This is a genomic window from candidate division WOR-3 bacterium (assembly GCA_013177935.1).
In the GTDB taxonomy this organism is placed as follows: domain Bacteria; phylum Hydrothermota; class Tepidihabitantia; order Tepidihabitantales; family Tepidihabitantaceae; genus Tepidihabitans.
Genome location: JABLXZ010000002.1, coordinates 515171 through 535374, shown reverse-complemented (window position 1 = coordinate 535374; position 20204 = coordinate 515171). Strand labels below are relative to the sequence as shown.

At 50.5% G+C, this 20204-nt stretch carries 15 protein-coding genes and 1 tRNA gene; 9 read left to right on the top strand and 7 right to left on the bottom strand.

Translation table 11 applies throughout. The features are described 5' to 3' along the window. Window positions 1-42 precede the first annotated feature (42 nt). Both HPY86_05560 and HPY86_05555 read left to right on the top strand, forming a co-directional pair. A complete protein-coding gene (locus tag HPY86_05560; protein ID NPV14380.1) occupies window positions 43-1704 on the top strand; it encodes a tryptophanase in 1662 nt (553 codons plus the stop codon). Window positions 1705-1765: 61 nt separating this feature from the next. Continuing rightward, window positions 1766-2158: a hypothetical protein gene (locus tag HPY86_05555; GenBank protein ID NPV14379.1), complete on the top strand. Its 393-nt coding sequence runs from the start codon at window positions 1766-1768 to the stop codon at window positions 2156-2158. A 50-nt stretch (window positions 2159-2208) separates the two neighbouring features. On the opposite strand, the gene HPY86_05550 is transcribed toward HPY86_05555, so the two are convergent. Then, on the bottom strand, window positions 2209-2499 hold the full coding sequence (locus HPY86_05550) for a hypothetical protein (GenBank protein NPV14378.1): 291 nt from the start codon (window positions 2497-2499) through the stop codon (window positions 2209-2211). A gap of 107 nt (window positions 2500-2606) precedes the next feature. Between HPY86_05550 and HPY86_05545 the strand changes: the two genes are divergently transcribed. Genes HPY86_05545 through HPY86_05535 form a run of 3 tightly spaced genes read left to right on the top strand, consistent with a single transcriptional unit; the run spans window position 2607 to window position 8286 of the window. After that, complete coding sequence (locus tag HPY86_05545) at window positions 2607-3983, top strand: CCA tRNA nucleotidyltransferase (protein ID NPV14377.1); 1377 nt, start codon at window positions 2607-2609, stop codon at window positions 3981-3983. A gap of 5 nt (window positions 3984-3988) precedes the next feature. Then, complete coding sequence (locus HPY86_05540) at window positions 3989-7363, top strand: T9SS type A sorting domain-containing protein (GenBank protein ID NPV14376.1); 3375 nt, start codon at window positions 3989-3991, stop codon at window positions 7361-7363. Next, window positions 7360-8286 carry a radical SAM protein gene (locus HPY86_05535; protein ID NPV14375.1) on the top strand — a complete coding sequence of 309 codons (927 nt, stop codon included), beginning with the start codon at window positions 7360-7362 and terminating at the stop codon, window positions 8284-8286. The genes HPY86_05540 and HPY86_05535 overlap by 4 nt, the downstream gene beginning before the upstream one ends. Window positions 8287-8627: 341 nt before the next feature. Here the strand turns inward: HPY86_05535 and HPY86_05530 are convergent, their stop codons facing one another. Next, on the bottom strand, window positions 8628-13877 hold the full coding sequence (locus HPY86_05530; GenBank protein ID NPV14374.1) for a sigma 54-interacting transcriptional regulator: 5250 nt from the start codon (window positions 13875-13877) through the stop codon (window positions 8628-8630). Window positions 13878-14031: 154 nt separating this feature from the next. Between HPY86_05530 and HPY86_05525 the strand changes: the two genes are divergently transcribed. Next, on the top strand, window positions 14032-14817 hold the full coding sequence (locus HPY86_05525; GenBank protein NPV14373.1) for an acyltransferase: 786 nt from the start codon (window positions 14032-14034) through the stop codon (window positions 14815-14817). On the opposite strand, the gene HPY86_05520 is transcribed toward HPY86_05525, so the two are convergent. Beyond that, the gene (locus HPY86_05520) at window positions 14814-16010 is read right to left on the bottom strand and encodes a serpin family protein (GenBank protein NPV14372.1); all 1197 of its coding nucleotides are present in this window, start codon (window positions 16008-16010) and stop codon (window positions 14814-14816) included. The two genes, HPY86_05525 and HPY86_05520, sit on opposite strands and share 4 nt — an antisense overlap. 79 nt (window positions 16011-16089) lie before the next feature. Between HPY86_05520 and HPY86_05515 the strand changes: the two genes are divergently transcribed. Continuing rightward, the gene (locus HPY86_05515) at window positions 16090-16659 is read left to right on the top strand and encodes a hypothetical protein (protein NPV14371.1); all 570 of its coding nucleotides are present in this window, start codon (window positions 16090-16092) and stop codon (window positions 16657-16659) included. Beyond that, the gene (locus HPY86_05510; protein ID NPV14370.1) at window positions 16659-17159 is read left to right on the top strand and encodes a hypothetical protein; all 501 of its coding nucleotides are present in this window, start codon (window positions 16659-16661) and stop codon (window positions 17157-17159) included. Before HPY86_05515 ends, HPY86_05510 begins: the two co-directional genes overlap by 1 nt. On the opposite strand, the gene HPY86_05505 is transcribed toward HPY86_05510, so the two are convergent. From HPY86_05505 to HPY86_05490, 4 genes are all read right to left on the bottom strand, one after another. Next, window positions 17062-17700, bottom strand: a complete 639-nt coding sequence (locus HPY86_05505; protein ID NPV14369.1) for an endonuclease III — start codon at window positions 17698-17700, stop codon at window positions 17062-17064. The genes HPY86_05510 and HPY86_05505 overlap by 98 nt on opposite strands. 96 nt (window positions 17701-17796) lie before the next feature. After that, complete coding sequence (locus HPY86_05500; protein NPV14368.1) at window positions 17797-18207, bottom strand: hypothetical protein; 411 nt, start codon at window positions 18205-18207, stop codon at window positions 17797-17799. Window positions 18208-18211: 4 nt separating this feature from the next. Next, on the bottom strand, window positions 18212-18517 hold the full coding sequence (locus HPY86_05495; GenBank protein ID NPV14367.1) for a hypothetical protein: 306 nt from the start codon (window positions 18515-18517) through the stop codon (window positions 18212-18214). 57 nt (window positions 18518-18574) lie between these two features. Beyond that, a tRNA-Gly gene (locus HPY86_05490) sits at window positions 18575-18645 on the bottom strand. A gap of 224 nt (window positions 18646-18869) precedes the next feature. On the opposite strand from HPY86_05490, the gene HPY86_05485 reads away from it, so the two are divergent. Then, window positions 18870-19979 carry a PilT/PilU family type 4a pilus ATPase gene (locus HPY86_05485; GenBank protein NPV14366.1) on the top strand — a complete coding sequence of 370 codons (1110 nt, stop codon included), beginning with the start codon at window positions 18870-18872 and terminating at the stop codon, window positions 19977-19979. Window positions 19980-20204 lie beyond the last annotated feature (225 nt).

The window sequence follows — 20204 nt, the reverse complement described above, 5'->3', positions numbered from 1 at the left end:
TCTGCTTGACTTTGGCTGGGTGCGGAGTAATTTAGTTCTTCAATGGCAGATAAACTCTCTTTCTTTGTCCAGTTGTTTAAAGAACTCGCAAAAAGACCAGCCCAACCGGGCAGGTATTTTACACCCCGTGCCTATCGCAACGCTGCGGTCCGTTTCCGTGCCCACACTATGCATAACTGTAACGAAGCAAAAGCCCGGTTTGGCACCTCTGCCTGTCCGCTCCATTCAGTCCAAGCCCGTGCCGAACTGGTGGCGCAGATTGGGCTAAACCCGTTTCTCTATCCGGCGCACCTTTTACCGGGCTGCGACCTGCTTTCGGATTCGGGCACAACTACGATGACAATGGAGCAGTGGGCAGAACTGCTATTGGGCGATGAGGCTTATGGCTCAAATGAAGGTTATTACCAGTTGAATGAGCAACTGGGCAAAACCTTTGGTGAGGTCTGGCGCCAGGATTTAAATCGGCCCATTCAGACGCTTTTTATATTTCACCAGGGCAGAGCTGCGGAGCACGCCCTTTTTTCCAACCTTGCCCGCTATCTCGCCGCGGAGAAGATGGCGCCGCTTGCTACTGTGCTGGAAAGTCTGCCCGACCCGAGCGGACTTTTTGCCCGTATCAAAGTTGCCCTTGCCCGTGTTGAACGCCGGCACGATGTTGCGCCTTGTTACCTCATCCCCAGTAATGGTCATTTTGACACGACCGAGGCGAACATTGAGGACAGTAACTTTGTTGCTTTGAACCTAAACTGTGATGAGCACCGCAAAAACGACGAGGGCTTTCCGTTCCGGGGTAACATCAATCTTGAAGAGTTAAAACTGCTCCTTGCGACAATGCCCGAGCGCATACCACTGGTCTATCTGACAATCACCAACAATACCGGCGGTGGTCAACCGGTATCAATGGAAAACATTCGCGCGGTCCGTGCCCTGACCGCGGAACACAATATCCCGTTTTTCTTTGACGCCTGCCGATTTGCCGAAAACGCCTATTTTATTCACAAGCGCGAACCAGGCTATGAGCAGAAAACCATTTCGGAAATAGTCCGCGAGATGTTTCAATATGTTGATGGGTTCCACATCAGTTTGAAAAAGGATGGGCTGGTGAACATCGGCGGCGCACTGCTGATTCGCCTTGACGGGCTTTTTGCCCGGCGCTATCCCGAACTCCTCGAAAAACTTACCGATTATCAGATTCTTGTTGAAGGGCATCCAACCTATGGTGGTCTGGCAGGCAGAGACCTGAAAGCGGTTGCCGAAGGTTTGCGCACCGTTGTCAACCCGGACTATCTTGAAAGCAGAATTGGACAGGTGCAGCGCTTTGCCGAACGGTTGAGCGCTGATGGCGTGCCGGTGCTTAAGCCCGCGGGTGGCCACGCGGTTTATATCGAGATTGACCGGTTTTTCCCTGATGCCCGGGACGAAGATTATCCTGGCATCGCCTTTGTTGCCCTGCTATTGGTCGCGGGCCACCGGTTGTGTGAACTGGGCGTTTACGCCTTTGGCCTGGAAAACAGCCCGGCACCGCGCAACAACTTTGTCCGTGCTGCTGTACCCCGACTTACTTATGAGGACCAGGACCTGTTTGCCGCTGCTGAGGCGATAAAACTGCTCTATCAGCACCGAGATTCAATCCCGCCCGTTGAAGTGGTGTTTGGAAAAGATTTAACCCTGCGCCATTTTAAGAGCCGGTTCCGGTTCAAATAATAAAGCCGGGCTTGACCATTTACTATTTTCCCTTATCTTATCCTAAAGAACAGGAGGAAACTTGGAAAGCAGTGTAACAACCACAGTTCCGGACAACACCGTTCAGCAAAATGTCCGGGGAATGAAGGGCTGGCTCAAACTTCTGGGCATCGTCCAGATTGTCGCCGGCATCTTGCAGGCACTCACCCTGTTTGGCATCATCTGGGCATGGCTACCCATCTGGATGGGAGTTATCCTCAATGGTGCCGGGAATAAGGCACAGGAGTATGCGGAAAAGGGCGACCCGAAAGCGCTCGAAGAATTTACCGGCAAACTGAAGCTGTACTTTATCATCAATGGGATTATGATGATTGTCTCGCTTGTCGCCATCGCCCTATCGCTGATTGTAATCAGTGTTCTGGCAATACTGGGCATCATCAGCCTGCCCACGCTGTTTGAGTCGTTGAACAATTAAACCGGTCTGAAGTAAAGAAGCGCTAAGTTACTAACTGCGCCGCTTCGGCGTTACTTTGCGCGCTGGGACTCAAGCCAGCGTTCCACGGTCTGATGCCAGGAACGGCTGGTATCAGCAATGTCGTTACCGTCCCACCGCTGTAAGACCTTATCCCCTTCGGTAACAACCACCAGCGGTGGGGTATCGGTCCAGTCATAATAGGCTAAATCGGCAAGGTTTTCCGGAGTCGCGCTTGGTCCATCAACATAGCGCACCTGCACCTCAACACCAAGCCGTGCCAGGACCTGCTGCGCCTTTGTACAGGTCACACAACCCTCACGGGCAAAAATTTGAAATACCATTACGCCTCCTTTCAGGAACAGATTAAAAATTAACCCTGCCCGGTCGCAAGTCAAGCAATTCTTATTAGCAAACTTGACCCTGATTTCTCTCCTGTTATCCTGAAATAGTGGACATTGATATCAACCGGGCGCTGCAAAATTTAGGCAGGATTTATCCCCGGCTTCTGACCGTGAAGGGTGAGCGCCAATTGTTTCTTGTAGGCGGTGCAATCCGGGATTTGCTTCTTGGTCAGGAGCCCGCAGACTTTGATTTTGCCGTTTCCGGCTCTGGTGTTGAGTTCGCCCGCGAGTTTGCCCGGGCAGTTCGGGGAAAACTGGTCGTTTTATCAGAAAAGGACGATGAAGCCCGGGTTGTTTACCGAAAGAAAATCACACTTGACTTCAATGGCATCGGCAACCTGAACATCGCGGACGACTTGAAACGCCGCGACTTTACTCTGAACGCCATCGCCTGTGAACTACCCGAAGCAAATGCTCTTATCGACCCTTTTGGTGGCAAGGAGGACCTGAAACAGAAGTTGATTCGGCCCGTGTCTGCCCAATCGCTCGCGCTTGACCCGCTGCGGTTGTTGCGCGCCCTGCGCCTTGCACTGGAACTCAACTTCACAGTTCACCCATCAGTTTACGAGCAGGCACAGGACATCACTTTGCAGAACACCGCAGCCGAAAGAATCGGGATGGAGTTTCTCCGCATCCTTCAAGCCAACAACTCGGTCCCGTATTTGATAAAACTTGCCGAACTGCACCGACTTGAAGAGATTATGCCCGAACTCCTGCCCCTGCTGCAGGATGAGGAGCTGTGCGCCCACACTTTTCGGACCGTAGAAAAGATTGAAGAGTTGATTTCCCAGCCCGGGTTCTTTTCACGCTTTACGCCCGAGTGGCACTCCTATTTCTCCCTGCCTTTTCATGCCGCGCTGCTGAAACTTGCCGGACTGCTCCACGACATCGCCAAACCCCACACCCGGTTTGTCAATGAGGCGGGTGAAACGCATTTCTATGGCCACGACAGTCTGGGTGCAAAACTGACCGTGAAAATCTGTCACGAACGGCTGCGCCTTGCCCGGCACCAGACTAAAATCGTCCGAACTCTGGTCAAGGAGCATATGCGCCTGCACCTCCTTGCCACCGCGCCCGAACTGTCGGAGCGGGCGATTCGAAGGTTCTTCCGGGACCTGGGCGATGAGGCGTTCGGTTTGATGCTTCTCTGTTATGCCGATGGCTGGGCAACCGCAGGCAGGACAGGCCATCTTGAAGCCACCATCAGCCGGATGATAACTCAGAAGCGCGCCGAAGATGCCAAAGCCAAAATCAAGCGGCTGGTTACCGGTGATGACCTGATTGCTATGGGATTGAAGCCCGGTCCCGCGTTTAAAGTCATCTTACAAGAACTTGAGGACCTGCAAGTTGAGGGCAAGTTCAAAACCAAAGAAGAAGGCTTGGAATACCTTAAAGCATATCTGAAGCGACAGGCAGAAAATTAACACCAATGGTTGCGCAACTTCTTCTCCTTCTTCTTTACCTCTCCATTGACACATCGGCTCAAACGATTACCCATACCTTCACCTTTTCCTCTTCCCAGTTGCAATCAATCGTCGCCGACAACAGAACCATCTTCACACTACCCGATGCGGAGATTGCAACACCGCCCGGCGCTCCTGCCCTGCCTGTAAAGCCAGTTAACCTTCTGTTGCCTTCTAACAGTCGTGTTACCGGTATCAAAGCGGTGAGCGTCGAATATGAAACCCTGCCTCAAAAATTTGACCTTGCCACGGTGCCGGTGCCGAACATCCTTTCTCTCCCAGCAAAAAAACTAAATGAGGAACAGCCGTACCGCCTCAACCAGAATCCCTATCCCGAATCGGTCTGCGTTCTGACCGGCACCGGTTTTATCCGGGGAAAACCTGTCGCCTCGCTCCTCATCTTCCCTTTGCAACTTTTGCCCGAAACGAACCAGGTCCGGCTCATCAAAAGGATAAGTATCGCCCTGGAACAGAAACCCCAACCCAGCGCTGAATGGGCAGAAACCGGACCGCTGGAATACCTCATCGTCACCACCCGAACTCTGGACACCGTTTTTGCACCGCTTGTCCGCTGGCGCCAGAAAACCGGATTAAACTCTGCCTGTCGGGCGATTGAATGGATAACCGCCAATTACCAGGGTCAGGACCCGGCAGAAAAACTGAGAAACTATCTCAGATACTGCGCCCAAGACTCGGGTCTGAAATACCTCCTGCTTGGGGGCGATGTTGACCTCGTACCGGTACGCAAGGCGTTTGCGATGGCTTGCTCTGCCGGGCTTCATCCCCGGGAAGATTCGCTACCCTGTGACTTATACTACTCCTGTTTGGACGGTAACTGGGATGCGGATGGCGATAATGTATACGGTGAAACCGAAGACAGTGTTGACCTGTATCCCGACATCTATGTGGGCAGGGTGCCGGCAAACAGTTTGGAAGAGGCACACGCCTTTGTCAGCAAACTTATCGCCTATGAAACCGGTGTGACTAACGACTACCAGACTAATACACTGCTTTCTGCCGCGATTCTCTGGGACGACCCTTATACCGACGAAGCCATCGCCAAAGAACGGATTGCCACTCAGGCACTTCCTGCCGGATATGCACCGATTCACAAACTGTATGAATCGCGGATGACAATTACAGTGGACACCGTCTGCGCCCTCCTCAACCAGGGTTTTGGCTTTTTCAATCACTGCGGTCATGGCTGGTACAATGCTTTGAGCCTTGCCCGCGGTGCCACTTTGCGCAATCAGGATGTTAACGGGCTCACCAACGCCACCCGACCCGGTATTGGCTATTCAATCGGCTGCTGGACTACCGCCTTTGACCTTGACGCCATCGCTGAACATTTCATTCGCAATCCGTACGGCGGCGCAGTAGCATTTATCGGCAACTCCTCTTATGGCTGGGGTTCGCCGGGAAACCCGGGATTTGGTTACTCGGACCGGTTTGATTTCCGTTTCTTTAAGGAGCTGTTTACGGATGCCGTGTCCCGCATCGGCGAGGTACTTGCCCGCGCCAAACTTTTCTTTGTTCCTTACAGTTTCGAAGCCAATGTGTATCGCTGGCACCAGTACTGCCTCAACCTTTTAGGCGACCCGGCAATGCCGGTCTTCACAGATACGCCAATTCCACTAACCGCAACCAAACCTTCCCACCTGACTACAGGAGAAAACTTTGTCTGGCTTACCGTTCAAGACACCCGAGGACCAATTGCCAGTGCGACGGTAACCATTACCCAGAACTCAACACTCCTTGCCCGCGGCAAAACAGCAAGTGCCGGCACCATCTGCCTGCCGGTTACCATCTTGACCGATTCAACGGTCCGCGTTACCGTTACTGCACCCAATCATCAGCCACTTGAAGATTCCATCCCGGTGTTTCTCCACCCAACCGTTTCTGTTACCGGTTATCGGCTTATCAATCCTGCCGCAGAAACCACTGAAGTTCTTTCACCGGGTGAAACACACCGACTTCTCCTCAACATCGCCAATACCGGTGCTGAACCAACAAATCCTACCCGCTGTTCAATCTCAACAACCTCACCCCTTGTTATCTTTACAAACAGTGCCGTTTCTATCCCTGCCCTGCAACCTCAAAGCGAAACCATTTTAACCACATTTACTCTGCGCTGTAGCCCCGTCGCCCTCAATGGCCAGGTTGTTCCCTGTGTAATTACACTTATCGACTCCACTAACTCCCTTTACTCATTTCCCCTCACCTTGCAAATCGGTTCACCGGTTCTGCAAATCACCGGCTACCTGACAACCATCTCCTATCCGGACACGGTTAACCTGTTTCTCAAACTGACCAACTCAGGTTTAGTCCGCGCCTTCCAGCCCAGTGGTAATCTTTTTCTGCCCCGGCCCGAAAGCCTGTTGCCCCAAATCATTACCCCGGGTTTAATCTTCCCTGATATCGCACCCGGAGAAACGGTCTGGTCTTTAACCCCTGCCCGTTTTATTGGCACCAGTCCGGCACAACTCGGTGTCAACATCACTGCCAATGGGTATCTTTTCAGTGACACATTAACGATTGTCTTTAATACTCCGGGTATTTATACCAATTTCGACTCGGGCTTCGGTTCCTGGACAACCGGCGGCGAGCGCGGTTCCTGGTCGCTCTCAAGCCGGCGGTCTCACAGCCCTTCTTTTGCCTGCTATGCCGGTGACGAAACCGGCGTCTATCCTGACCTGGCTTCATACTGGCTGCTTTCCCCGCGTTTTGCGTTGCCACCCCGGGCAGTTTTGACATTCTACCGCTGGTTCTCATTACCGATTTACGGCGTTGATGGTCTGTATGTTATCCTTATCACTCCTAACCGGGAAGACACCCTTGACTTCATCGGAACCGGTGGCGCCCTTAGTGAAGAGAAATTGGGTTTAACCTCCAGCTGGTTAAAAGAAAGTTATGAGCTTTCTGCATATCCCGCGGGCGAATCGGTTCAGATAAAGTTTCACTTTGTTTCCGACCAGGATGGTAAAACCGGCGAAGGTTTTTATCTTGACGACATTCAGGTAACAACCGTTGAATCACCAACCCAACCGAATCCGGATTCGTTCCGATTGCTGCGCGTTTTCCCAAACCCCTGCCGCAACCGTACTACCATCTTCTACTCCCTTGCTCAACCTTCATTTGTGTCTCTTGGCCTCTTTGATATCAGCGGCAGAAAGGTTAAAACACTCTTGGAAAAAGAACAGGCCACGGGCTGGTATGCACTCACCTGGGATGGCACCGACGACCGTGGTAACAATGTTCGCTCTGGAGTGTACTTTCTCCATCTTAAGACCGCGTCCAACTTGCCCCGGACAACGATTACCGGTAAACTCATCAAGCGATGATTATCAAAAATTATGTTTACGGACCTGTACCATCCCGGCGCCTTGGACTTTCTCTTGGTTTAAACATCATCCCGAAGAAAACCTGCACCCTGAACTGCACCTACTGCCAGTGCGGCAGAACAACCAAACTCACATTGGAACGCCGCTCCTTCTACCCAATTGATGAAATCATTAGTGAAGTCCGGACCGCAGTTACTCAACACCGTATTGACTATCTCACCTTTTCTGGCGAAGGCGAACCAACCTTAAACAAAGACATTGGCAAGCTCATTCGCCTTCTCAAAACCGAATTCAAAATACCGGTTGCGGTTATCACCAATTCTACCCTGCTGTTTGACCCGCAGGTGCGCCGTGACCTTTATGCGGCTGACCTTATCGTTCCCAGCCTTGATGCCGCAGACCAGAAAATCTTTCATCGTGTTAACCGGTGTCATCCATATTTAAAGATTGATAAAATCATTCAGGGGCTCAAAACCTTTCGGCGTTACTTTAAGGGAAAATTGTGGCTGGAGATTATGCTTGTAAAAGGAGTCAACGACGCTCCCGAACATCTGATGAAACTCCGAAGGCTCGCCTACGAAATAAAGCCAGACCGGGTCCATCTGAACACCGTGGTACGTCCACCTGCCGAAAAGCACGCTCAGCCCCTGACAACAGACGAACTGTGCCAGGTTAAACTGCTCTTTGGACCTGAAGCCGAAATCGCCCTCTCACCAATCAAAAAGAGACAGAGACAGTTCCATGGCAACTACCAAAAGGCTATTCTCGCTGTAGTTGAGAATCGGCCAGTAACCGAAGAAGACCTCAGTAGTTCCCTCGGAATTGCCGTCCATAAGATAAAACCCTTACTGAAAAAATTGGTAAAAGAAGGTCAGATTAAAAAGGTTGACTTCTGGGGGAAAACCTTTTACGAACCCAAATAAAAAACTCAGCCCGCGCAATGCGGGCTGAGCACAATCTAACTCATGTCCACCTACTTAACCGGTGGTGCAGGCCGCGGGGGCGGTAGAATTGGTACGATCGGTGCGTCCATTGCTTCCTCCTTTTTATATTTTATATCACCTATTAACCAAACTAAATAATAAAAAAGCAATAATAATGCCAAATAAGTTACCAACGGCTAATTATTTCAAAAAATGTGAATTATAATAACTTTACCATTCCGAAAAATTTTAGGGAACAAATCGAGATGTCGCACCTTTACCTGCCTATTTTACAAACTATTTACAAAATAGTAAGTTACAAAATTGCTAGTTGGGGCAATTTATGGCTGCCGCAGACTGTTACGGTCGATTTGATACCGTTTGATAAGCCTTTGTAATTGGCGCCGGTGGGTTGAAAGGATTTCCGCTGCTCGTGTGATATTGCCTTTAGCCTCTTTGAGTGCATTAATGACCTGTTCCTTGTCTATCGTTCGACGCTTCCCGCCCTGGGTTTCAGAACAGACCTGAATGTCGGTGAATGGTTTGCCAACATCAGCCAGTGAAATCCGCCGGTTCTGGGTCATTATCACCGCCCGCTCAATCGTATTCTGGAGTTCCCGGACATTACCGGGCCAATGATACTGAGTAAAGGCGGCGATGACATCATCTTCAAACCCCACTATCGGTTTATTCAATTGTGTCGCGTAACTGTGCAGGAAATAGTCAGCGAGATGCGGTATGTCACCCACCCTTTCCCGAAGCGGCGGCACCTCAATTGCCACAACATTCATCCGATAGTAGAGGTCTTCTCGAAATCTACCCGCTTTGACCTCGTCTGCAAGATTTTTGTTTGTGGCACAAATTAAACGGACATCTACCATACGGGGTTCGGTTTCGCCAACCCGACGAATCACCTTTTCTTCGAGCACCTGAAGGAGTTTTGCCTGGATTGTCAGGGTGGTGTTGGTTATCTCATCAAGGAAAATCGTCCCGCCGTGCGCGGTTTCAAATATCCCTATCTTATCCTTGACCGCACCGGTAAAACTACCCCGGGCGTGGCCAAAAAGTTCTGACTCAAACAGAGTTTCAGGTAAAGTCCCACAATTTACCGAGACAAACTTGTTGTCTCTTCGTCCGCTCCGTTGATGTATCAACCGTGCCAGAACCCCCTTGCCGGTTCCGGTCTCGCCGGTCAATAACACCGTGCAGTCCGTAGGGGCAATCCGGTCAATAATTTGATAAACCTGTCGCATCGCCTTGGACCTGCCCAGAAATAAACCAGTTGCTGCATCAACTAAAATGCCTTCACGAATGTCTGAAATCTCTTCCTGCAACTCCCGGAAGGTTGTTGACCGTTCGATTGTCGCTGCCAGCAGGTTCGCCACCGCCTGGAGCAAATTCCGGTCCTCTTCCACGAACAGATGGGATGTAATCCGGGAGTCAAGGTAAATGGTGCCAATCACCTTACCCTCAACAATTAGCGGTACACATAAAAGGGAGCGTATTTTGTTCAACAGCACGCTGTTAAAACTGTTGAGCCTTGGGTCGGCAATGGCATCGGCACTGATTAAGGGTTCGCCCCGACGCTTGACCTTGCGCAAAACCGACTGGGAAACCGCAGTTGCATCTTCCAGGGTCCGATGGTCGATGTCTCGGGCTGCAACCGGAATCAGCCGATTGCCCTGGATAAGAAATATCAACCCCCTTTCTGCCCTGGTTACGGAAATTACCAGGTCAAGAACCCGGTCCAGGAAATCTTCCCGGCTCAATCCAAGGTTCAAAAGTTCACTCAATTGATAAAAGACCTTGAGATACTCACTCCGTTCCTGCGCCTTCAGTTGCAATATCCCAAACGCCTGTTCCAGTGTATCCTGTAGCTTTTCACACTCCTGAACATCTGACTTCGCGCCCAGTTCCTGAAAATAACCAATCGCCTCTTTAAGATTAGACTTTATCTCATTGAACTCGTCCCGGGAAATCTGCCGGCTCGTAATCGGTACCTTTACACCCGGCATCCGGCTTTCACCGGCTAACGCCTTCGCCGGTGCACTCAGGGAAAGTGCCAGTTCATACTTTACCCCTAAACATCGGAGAATTTCAATACTCCGCCTCAACTCCGCCTGTCCTTTTTCCATCTGGTCCAGTTTGCACTTTGCCAACCCCGAACAACGCAGGGCGATAGCAAACTCAAGTGAGGACGGATACTCCCGAAGTAAAGTCAACGCCCGGCTCGCCGCATAGTGTGCCCGAAAAGCATCACCAGCCGCCAGCCGTACCTGGCTCGAAAGGATGTATAGATTTGCCAGTTTGCGCCAGTCCGGTTCCCGGGCAACAATCCAGAACGCTCGGGTAAGAAAGCCTTTTGCCCGTTCCAGCCGCTCTGCCCGCAGTGCCACTTCTGTCTGCTTCACCATCAGATTAAATTGTAAGAAGGAGTCGTCAATACCTTCAATCAGCTTTGCTGCCCGGGTGATGTCTTTATCTGCCGCTTCCAGTTCCCCTTGTTTCGCCCGTAGCAGGGCAAAATTGCACAGAAGCGCAAATCTCGTACGACGATCGACCCTCTCACCATCTTGTTCACCAATTGTCTGTGCTCGCCCGTAAAAACTCTGTGCTAATGACCATAAACCCTTGATATCATATACTCCACCCAACAGCGTGTAGAGATTAACCTGGTCGGACAGGCTCCCTACCTGCTCGGCAATCTTTAACGCCTCGTTGAAATACTGTTCTGCCTGGTCCCATTCACCCTCATCCAGACACAGTAACCCCAGACCCTGTAACGAGGTGAGCAAATAATACACTGCACCGGCGCGGCGTTGACAGGCAACAGCCCGGTGATAAAAATCCTTTGCCTTATCCGTTTCGCTGCGGCGGATATACAGTGTGGCAATAAACTGACTCACGGTCGCTTTCATTATCTCATCTTCTAAACGCTCAAACACATCCAGGCTCCGCTCTGCCAGTTGTAACGCCAGTACAAAGTCGTATTTCGCCCAGGCAAGAACCGCAAAATAATAAAGTATCAAACCGACCAGCCGATTTGCTTCTACAGTAACGCTGGACTTTAATTTTTCTGCCAGCTGCAGGGCGCTGGTCAGAATCTCCTCTGCATGGTTGAAATCCCCTGCCCCGCAATAGGACCAGCCCAGGTCGGCAAGGAGTCGTGCTCGTTCTATACTGTCTTCTGGTTGTAAATGAAGCGCCTGATTCAATAGGTTTATCGCATCCGAAATTTGCCCCTGCTTTTGATACACAAGACCAAGCCGTCGTAGAAATCGAGCGAGGCACTTTTTATCCCGGGCAAGTTCCGGGTCCGCAACCGCAAGCCCCATACCCTGGCGATAAATGTCAATCGCCTCGGCAAATCTGCCGGTCAACTCGCGCAGTTCCCCTACTTTCTCTAATAAACCAATGCGCTCGCGCGCCGTTATCAATCCAGATGAAAGGTTCAGGGCATTTTCATAAAAAGCCAGCGCTTGCTCAAAAAGCAACCACTCTCTTGCTCTATCACCGGCACGCAGCGAATAGTCGTAAGCCCGGTCTTTGACGCCAGCAAGCGTCCAGTGATGTGCCAGGTCAAAAACCATCTCCGGAATCCGTTCCGGATAAAGCAACTCCAGTGCCAGCGCCACTTTGCGATGGTTCTCACGCCGTTGTTCAACCGTCAACTGCTCAACGATGACACTTTCCAGAATCTTACTCGAGAGAATCCAACCTGTAGATAAACGACTCTTTTCTTCGGGACCGGCGGCACGAAATGTCTTTATAAAACCGAACGCCTTCAGCCTGCTGACCACCTGAAAGAGAACCTTTTCTTCGAGGTTAAGCGTCGCCCGGAGTAAATCCAGGGTAAACGGTCCTGCGGCTGCGGCAGCAATCTCCAGCGTTTTTTTCTCTTCTGGCGTCAGCTGCTCGACGCGCTGGCGAATTGTTTCACTAACTGATGAAGGTGGGCGGAACGCCGCCAATCGGTCCTTTGCCAGTTCCCACCCTGACACCTCACGCACCAGAATCTTGGCTTCAATTAGCGCATAAATTGTCTCCACCACCCAGAGCGGATTGCCACCGGTGAACTCAAACAGCCATTCTGTCAGAGCATCAACATCACTAACCTTTCCCAGAAGGGAAAGCACCAGTTCTTTAACCTCATCCCGATTAAACGGTTGAATAACGATATGCCGAAAATTGGCACGGTGTTTAATCCTATCAATGGTCTCCAGAAAACGCCTTTCCTTCAGACCGGTCACCACGAGAAGCATCCGTTCGTTGTCAATTCCTAAGACAAAATAGCGGAGAAACTCCAAACTCGTCGGGTCAAAAAGTTCAAAATCATCGACAATGATTACCAAACTGTGCTTAATCCGATGGGAATTTGCGACCACTTTCAGGCGTTGCGTCACCCACTCAAACAATCGGTAATTACTCTCCTTCCCGGTGTCAATCGAAACCACCGGTGCGCCCGTTTGACCGTAACTGCGCAAAAGTACAACCAGCGCCTCGATGAGCGATTGAGAACGGGCACCCAGCGACACCGGTTCAAAAGAGAATACCGATGCTCCTTCCATCTCAGCATAGAATTTGAACTCGGCAAGGAGTCGGCTCTTACCCACGCCTCGGTCTCCGGAAATACAAATCACCCCGGATTGACCATTGGCGACAGTCTGAAGGGTCTCTTTCATCTCTTCCAGAACCTGCTCCCGGGCAACAAACCCGGACGCCATAATATCTCGGCGCAACGCCGGCAGAGTTACATTAGAAACACCCTCGCCCAGCAACTCCTCAATCACCACCTGGGCAGAACTGGGCCGCTGTTCGCGGCGCGGACTGATAAGTTTCATCACCAAACGGTCCAGTTTTTCCGGAATTTCAGGATTGAAAGAGCGAGGAGGCGCAAAATCGGCATTCTGCTGTTTTCTCAGCCAGTCAAGAAGCTCAACCCCTTTTCCTGGTCCAATGCCGGTTAATGTTTCATAAATTACCATCCCTAAGGCGTAAAGGTCAGCTCTGACATCAGAATCAACCCCTTTCAATATCTCGGGCGCCACATAACCGGGTGTACCTTTTCCATCCCGAGCACTATTGATACAAAAATCCTCGGCAAAACCAAAATCGAGCAGTTTTGTCTTCAATCTTCCATCGTCCTCAACCACAAGAATGTGCTCAGGTTTTAAATCGCAATGAATCAATCCCCGAGCATGGATTGCATCGAGCGCCAGAAGAACCTGGACAATGACATCGATTAACTTCGGGTCGTAGCCGCCCGCAAAATAGTGAGTTATCGGTACACCCGGGATGTACTCCATTGTAAAATAGGCACGCCCATCCGCGGTTCTACCATAATCTTGAACCGCAACCACCCCGGGATGAGATATCTGGGAAAGGTAAAAGAACTCCCGGTTCAACCTCACATTTTCCTCATCGGAAACGCCGCTGCGTACTGTTTTTAACGCCAGGACCTTACCCGTTATGATGTCACGAACCCGATATACTTCAGTTCCCTCGCCTCCACCGAGCAATTCTTCTATATAGTACCGGTCTCCAACCGGTTGAGAAAATTGTAACTTGTCACCACTTCCCCGCTGCGTCATTAATGTTTGTATTATAACAAAATATCAACATCAGTCAAGGTGCGACAAACTCCCTCGCTGCGACATTTGTCTATCTTATTGTAAAATTTAATGTTATCCTTGACCTTTATCTATACAAAGTTATTCTTTTTAATAATCATATTAAAATAACTCAATGCGTGTTGGTGTATATCAATTTCTTCCTGAACCCGTTATGGTGGAAACGAACCTCGAACGCATCTTCCGCCGTCTCAGCCGTATCAAAGCCGACCTTATTGTCCTGCCTGAACTATGTTTGACCGGCTATCTGTTTTCCAACCGCGACCAGCTCGCCCGCTTTGCCGAACCGGTGCCAAATGGACCCTCCTGTAACAAAATTATCAACTTCTGTTTGCAACACAATATCAGCCTCGTTCTCGGATTTGCTGAAGCCGCAGGCAATAAAATCTACAACTCAGCACTTCTTGTTACCGCCCACGGCACCGTGCACACCTATCGGAAAGTTCACCTATTTGCCGACGAAAAAGACCTCTTTGACCCCGGCGACCTTTCTTTCCCGGTGTTCAACCTCGCTGGGGTGCGAATTGGTATTCTAATTTGCTTTGACTACTTCTTCCCGGAAAGCGCCCGGACCCTTGCCTTGCGTGGTGCCCAGATTGTGTGTCATCCATCTAACCTGATTCTCAATTATGCCCAGTCAATGACCATAACCCGTGCTCAGGAAAATCGGGTATTCTGGCTACTTGCCAACCGCATCGGAGTTGAACAACTTGGAGAGAAAAAGCTGCGGTTTACCGGTCAAAGCCAGATTGTCGCACCAGATGGAACCCTGCTTTACCGTGCCAGCCCTGATAAAGAGGTTTTAAAAATCGTCGATATCAACCCTAACCAGGCTCTCAACAAAAATGTCACCCCGCGCAACGATATAATTCTCGACCGCCGCCCAGAGATGTACCTTTAATTACCCCTGGAAAGGTTCCGCACCACACCCAAAAAAAGGATGGCGCCGGTTTCGTTGTCCTGAATTGCGAAGAGAAACGGTCGATTGACAACCATTTCAAATCGGGGCTGGGAAGGCACCGCTGCCAGTACCATTTCCACCGATGTTACCGCTGCTGCTTCGGTTCCCTCCTCGTTAACTTCTACAAAACTTTTATGCTTCACATCACCAATGGCAAAGCCCGGACCGCCCTTGCCCATTAAAGAAAAATCCGCCTGATTCAGGTCAAATGCAATCCCCATCCCTAATTCTATTAAAACATCTCTTAAACTCTTCTCATACTCCATCTTGAACCGGGGCAACAAGACCGTCCCCTCCCGTGACCGAAATCTACCCCACCACTCCTGCCAGAAAGCAGATGACAGTTGGGCAATCAAATCATCCAGCTTACCAGCGGCGGGTAAAAATATTAGCATACTCACCTCACCCTCACCATAAGGCAACTCCACCGCTTGCAGCCCCTCGGTTTCGAGGTAGCGGAATTTACCCGAACGCGTCATCATCTTTACTGGCACCGGATTGCCATAATCAGGATAAAACTTGTCATCCCCGGTCATCTTCGGGTCAAACTTCTCCTGCCATCGCCCCTTAAAATACACCGCATTGATTAAAAATAGTACCGCCTCGGGTTTAATCTGGTCAACAATCTTATCGATTTTTCCTTTTGTTTTATCCTTCACCCAGTTGTTAATCTTTTTCGGCGCATCCGGGCTATTAAAATCAATCGCTGCCACCGCCGCCTGATAAAACTCCTTGTTGGTGTTCAAAAAGGCAGAATTAAATGTCACCCCTTTTCGCGCCCAGAGCGAGTTGGCAATCAAAAGCTCTACACCCGGTTTATCCTTCTTCAACTGTCCCGAGAGAAACTTTTCTTCAGTATTGAGCCGTTCCAACTCAATACCCGCAATGCCCAGCGCCTGTGCCATTGCGCTGCGGGTTTCCCCATCAGAGCCGTTGTAGGTCATTGTCAAAGCGGTGGCAATACTATAAGGAGATATAAACACATTTTCCTTTGGAGCAGAACTGACCAATGTTGAAAGAACCCTGAACCCAAAATCGTTCTTTGCCGAGACCAGATTCGCGTCAATTACTCCGGTCTCCGCGCCCCGGGAAGCGGATAAAAACAGACTGAAAATCAAAATGAGGGTATTCATATTTAAATAATGCCCGATTCCCCTTTTTTGTCAAGAGCGGATTTCTTTGACATTTTCGCTTAATCCCTGATGATATTTTATGACCAAAGCAACCCGTGAAACCCTCTGGACCGTTGCTTATATTATTGCCGGGCTTAGTGCCAGCTGGTTGTGCCGCCTGTTCCTTGCCGCCCGCCGCATTACCAATTTTCCGATGCTGCCATTAATCATTCTGGGCTTAGCCGGTGGTTTAATTTACGCTGCGGTGCGGCTGCGTGGTCTAAGTTATGCGATAATGATGGTCGTCTTACTCTTTTTTGTCCAGCTCGCCCTTACTCCACCATTGCGTACCGAAGCGGCAATTCGCGCCGCGCTCTGGGCAGCACCGGTCGGTTTCTCATTTCTCATCTCCGGCTATCTGTACAAGTTTCTTGCGCGGGTGCGCATAGGCAAATTTCTCATTATGGCGCTCATCGTTGGACTGGCTCATCTCGCTGTTGTTCTACTCTTCCGGCTCCGCACCGGTCAGGAGTTTCACCGCAACCTGCTGTCCTATCAGTTTTCCATCGGCGCACTGTTCGGGACCCTGTTCGGCATTATCATTGAAATTTCGGAACTCATCTTCCCCAACAAAGGTAAAGAAACTGCCTTTGACCTCCCCGCTTCCTAATGCGCCTGTTTGATATCCTCAACTGGCATATCAGACACTATCCATTGCTACAAGCCGAAGATATCTACAAACTTATCTTTCAGGGCGTTTTCGGACCAAGCCACCTACTGAACGACCAGCAAAAAGAAAGGGAGAACCTGAACCGGGAAGTTGCCCTCGCCTCCACTTTTAAGATTAGGGTGGAATCAGAACCGGTTGACCCTGACGGACTGCTAATCCGGGTTAATCTCGCCTCTCTTGCCGGCTCAGCAGCAAAAACCGAGCAACTGTTTCAAGCATTGATTGAAACCGCCCGAACCTTCAAGCCACGCCCCGAAATTCTGCCTTCCCGCATTGACACCGCATTAAAATGGTGTCTGTGCACCTTACCACGGGAGGCGCCCCGGCTTAATCTCATTGCTGCTAAACCGCAACATCCTCCCCAGCACTCAGCAACTTATTTGCAAAACTACCGGCCCGCCTACCGCGTGGTCTTATCCCGACTCTGGTTCCCCGTTTAAGACACATTGAATCGAGCGGGCATTTGCGGCAAAGCGGCTTGCGCGGCAAACAGACCGTCTGTCCCAGTGCAACAAACAACCGGTTCCATTCTCTCCAGAACCGGACCGGGACTATTTCACACAATCCTCTCTCGGTCTCTTCTGGCTTTTTGGTTCGAACCAAGCCGAGCCGGTTGGAAATTCGGTGCACGTGGGTATCAACCGCTATTGCCGGTGTTCCAAACCCCTGAGACCGCACAATGTTCGCAACCTTGCGCCCGACCCCGGGCAACTTTGTCAACTCATCAATTGAATCCGGTACCTGACCTTGATACCTATCGCGAATCGTCCGTGCCAGTACAATTAGTTTTTCCGATTTCGTCCGGTAAAAACCCACCGGATAAATAACTTCGGCGACCTCAGCCGGACTTAAACGAGCAAGGGCAAAAACATCCGGTGCCAGTGATTGTAAACGGCGAACCGCTTCAATCGTTACCGTATCCCGGGTTCGAGTCGACAGAACCGCACCGATAAGAACCCACCAGGGGGTTTTGTCCGGCATCCTTTTAACCGGGGCGTTCAATCCTAAATACGCTTTTTTCAACCTTCTAAAAATTGCGGTGACCTTTTCCCGGCTTCGGATTGGACTCAAAAAAAGTTAAATTCTTAACACCTTTAACAGCGCGGTGAACGCCATCGTCATAATAAGTGCGAGGCTTATCACCACCAGTACTGGATGCCACCTCATACTCTGGGGTAGCTCGCCGGGCTTTCTTTTGCCCATCGTAACAACAAAGGCAAGAAGAGCCGCAACTACCGTCGCAATCCCCAGAGGCATATGGGCAAAAATTACCACACCCCGACCCTGACTCCGGAGAATGGCGTTCACCACCAGCCCGAACACCCCGCTGATTAAGGTAAAAATAAAGTAAATCAAAGTTCTTTTTTTCACCCGGCGCAGGGGAAAATCCCAGTCATCCAGTTTGGTCATACTGACCTGACCAATAAAAAGCCCGTAAACAAAGGTCCCAAGCGCCATTATCGGATGGATAAAACCAAACCAGGGCATAACCCTACCTCAACTTAAATGCTGCTACCCCAGACTCATCCATCTCAGGAATATAGGTAACAACCTCGCGCAGGCTATTGAACCCCTGCTCGCTCTGGGCAAGATGGGTCCAGTTGTTGCCCACTTTCTGTAATATCAATGCCCGTTGCGCTCCTGCGGTACTGTCATAAGGATAACGAATCAGCACATAATTCTTCCAGACAAGATACTCACTTGCCCCTGGATACCCCTTTTTGACACTGGCAAGCGGGTCTTTGCTCCCGCAACCAACCAGCATCAGCGCCAGAAGCAAAATAGCAATACGTGCCATTTTCCTCCACCTCGCTTTCAACTCTGCCATTACCATTAACCCTGTTTTAAGAAACAAAGCGGCCAACGGGAATCGAACCCGTGTAACCGGCTTGGGAAGCCGGGGCTCTACCCCTGAGCTATGGCCGCAATCCTCTTTTAATATAAAACCATCATCCCTCCCTGTCAAGAACTAAAACATAATGAACTTTATTATATTACAATCGCTCTCTTCACACGTACGGGCGATAAGAGACAAAAACAACTCTGGATTGTCCGAACAACGGGCTAAAATTGAGGGAAAAAGGTATATCACATTGGCATGCGACATCTGCTTGACAGATGGGTTAAGGGGGGGTATAATAGCAGTAGCGATGTCGGACGAAGAATTCTTTGAGACACTCCTCGCGGAGTGCATCCGGCGGAACGCATCCGACCTCCATCTGACGGTGGGACGTCCTCCGACATTCCGTATCGATGGGTTTCTTCAGTCAATTGAAGGATATCCGGTCCTGACTCCGGAGAAAACCGAAAGCTTTAAAAACATCGCCACCAAGGACCTGCGCCATCTGCGCGCGCAAATCGACAACGGCGGCGGTGGTGACTTTGCTCTCAATTTTAAGAATATGGCTCGGTTCCGGGTCGCAGTTTACAAGCAGAAGGGGTATTTTGGTCTCGCCCTTCGTCTTATCCCCCGCCGCATCCTATCTTTTGAAGAACTGTTTGTTCCGACCCAACTAATACCCCGTATCAAGTCACTGCTTGACCGTCCCCACGGTTTAATTCTTGTAACCGGTCCAACCGGAATGGGTAAAACCACCACTCAGGCGACATTTGTTGACTACATCCTTGAAAGCCCGCGCCATGTTCTAACAATCGAAGACCCGATTGAATTCGTCCACGACCACAAAAAAGGGATTATCACCCAGCGGGAAGTTGGGGTGGATGTGTCCAGTTTCCGGGAAGCAATTATGAAGGGTTTGCGTTCCAACCCCAATGTGATTCTTGTCGCTGAAATCCGCGACCTCGCTACCGCTGAAGCGACTATCTGGGCTGCGGAATCGGGCCACCTTGTCATCGGCACCCTGCACACCACCAATGCGCCGGAAACTGTCACCCGGTTCATCGATATCTTCCCGCCCGAAATCCGTGACCAGATTCGTATTCAGTTCTCAATCTCGTTACTCGCCATCTTCTCCCAGCGTCTGCTCCTCCGTGCCGAAGGTAAGGGTCGAATCGGCTGTTACGAGGTGATGATGGCAACACCGGCGGTCCGCAACCTTATCCGGGAACGTAAAATCGAACACCTGCCTTCTGCCATTCAAACCAGCAGCGCCGAAGGCAGCATCTCCTTTGACGCCTATCTGGCTGAACTTTACCGGGCGGGCAAAGTTACCTATGAAACCGCCATCTCTTCGGCATTTGACCCCAAGGGGTTCAGAGAACTGGTGGAGTTCGGAACCAAGACCCGCCGCCACCAGTAATACAACTTCACTATTTTCCAATTAATTAACCATTGCCCTTACCAAAAGTTTAGTGCTGTCGCGGTTGCCCTCTAAAACTCAACTTTTACCTTCAGTCCTTTAACCGTCGCATTTCAATATCAGTAAACCGCTGCATACTCATAAATAGCGCCGGCACAAAAGATGTATATTTATAACCGGAACAATTGAGGGGCGCAGTTAGGCAGGGGGTGGAGAGAAACCCTC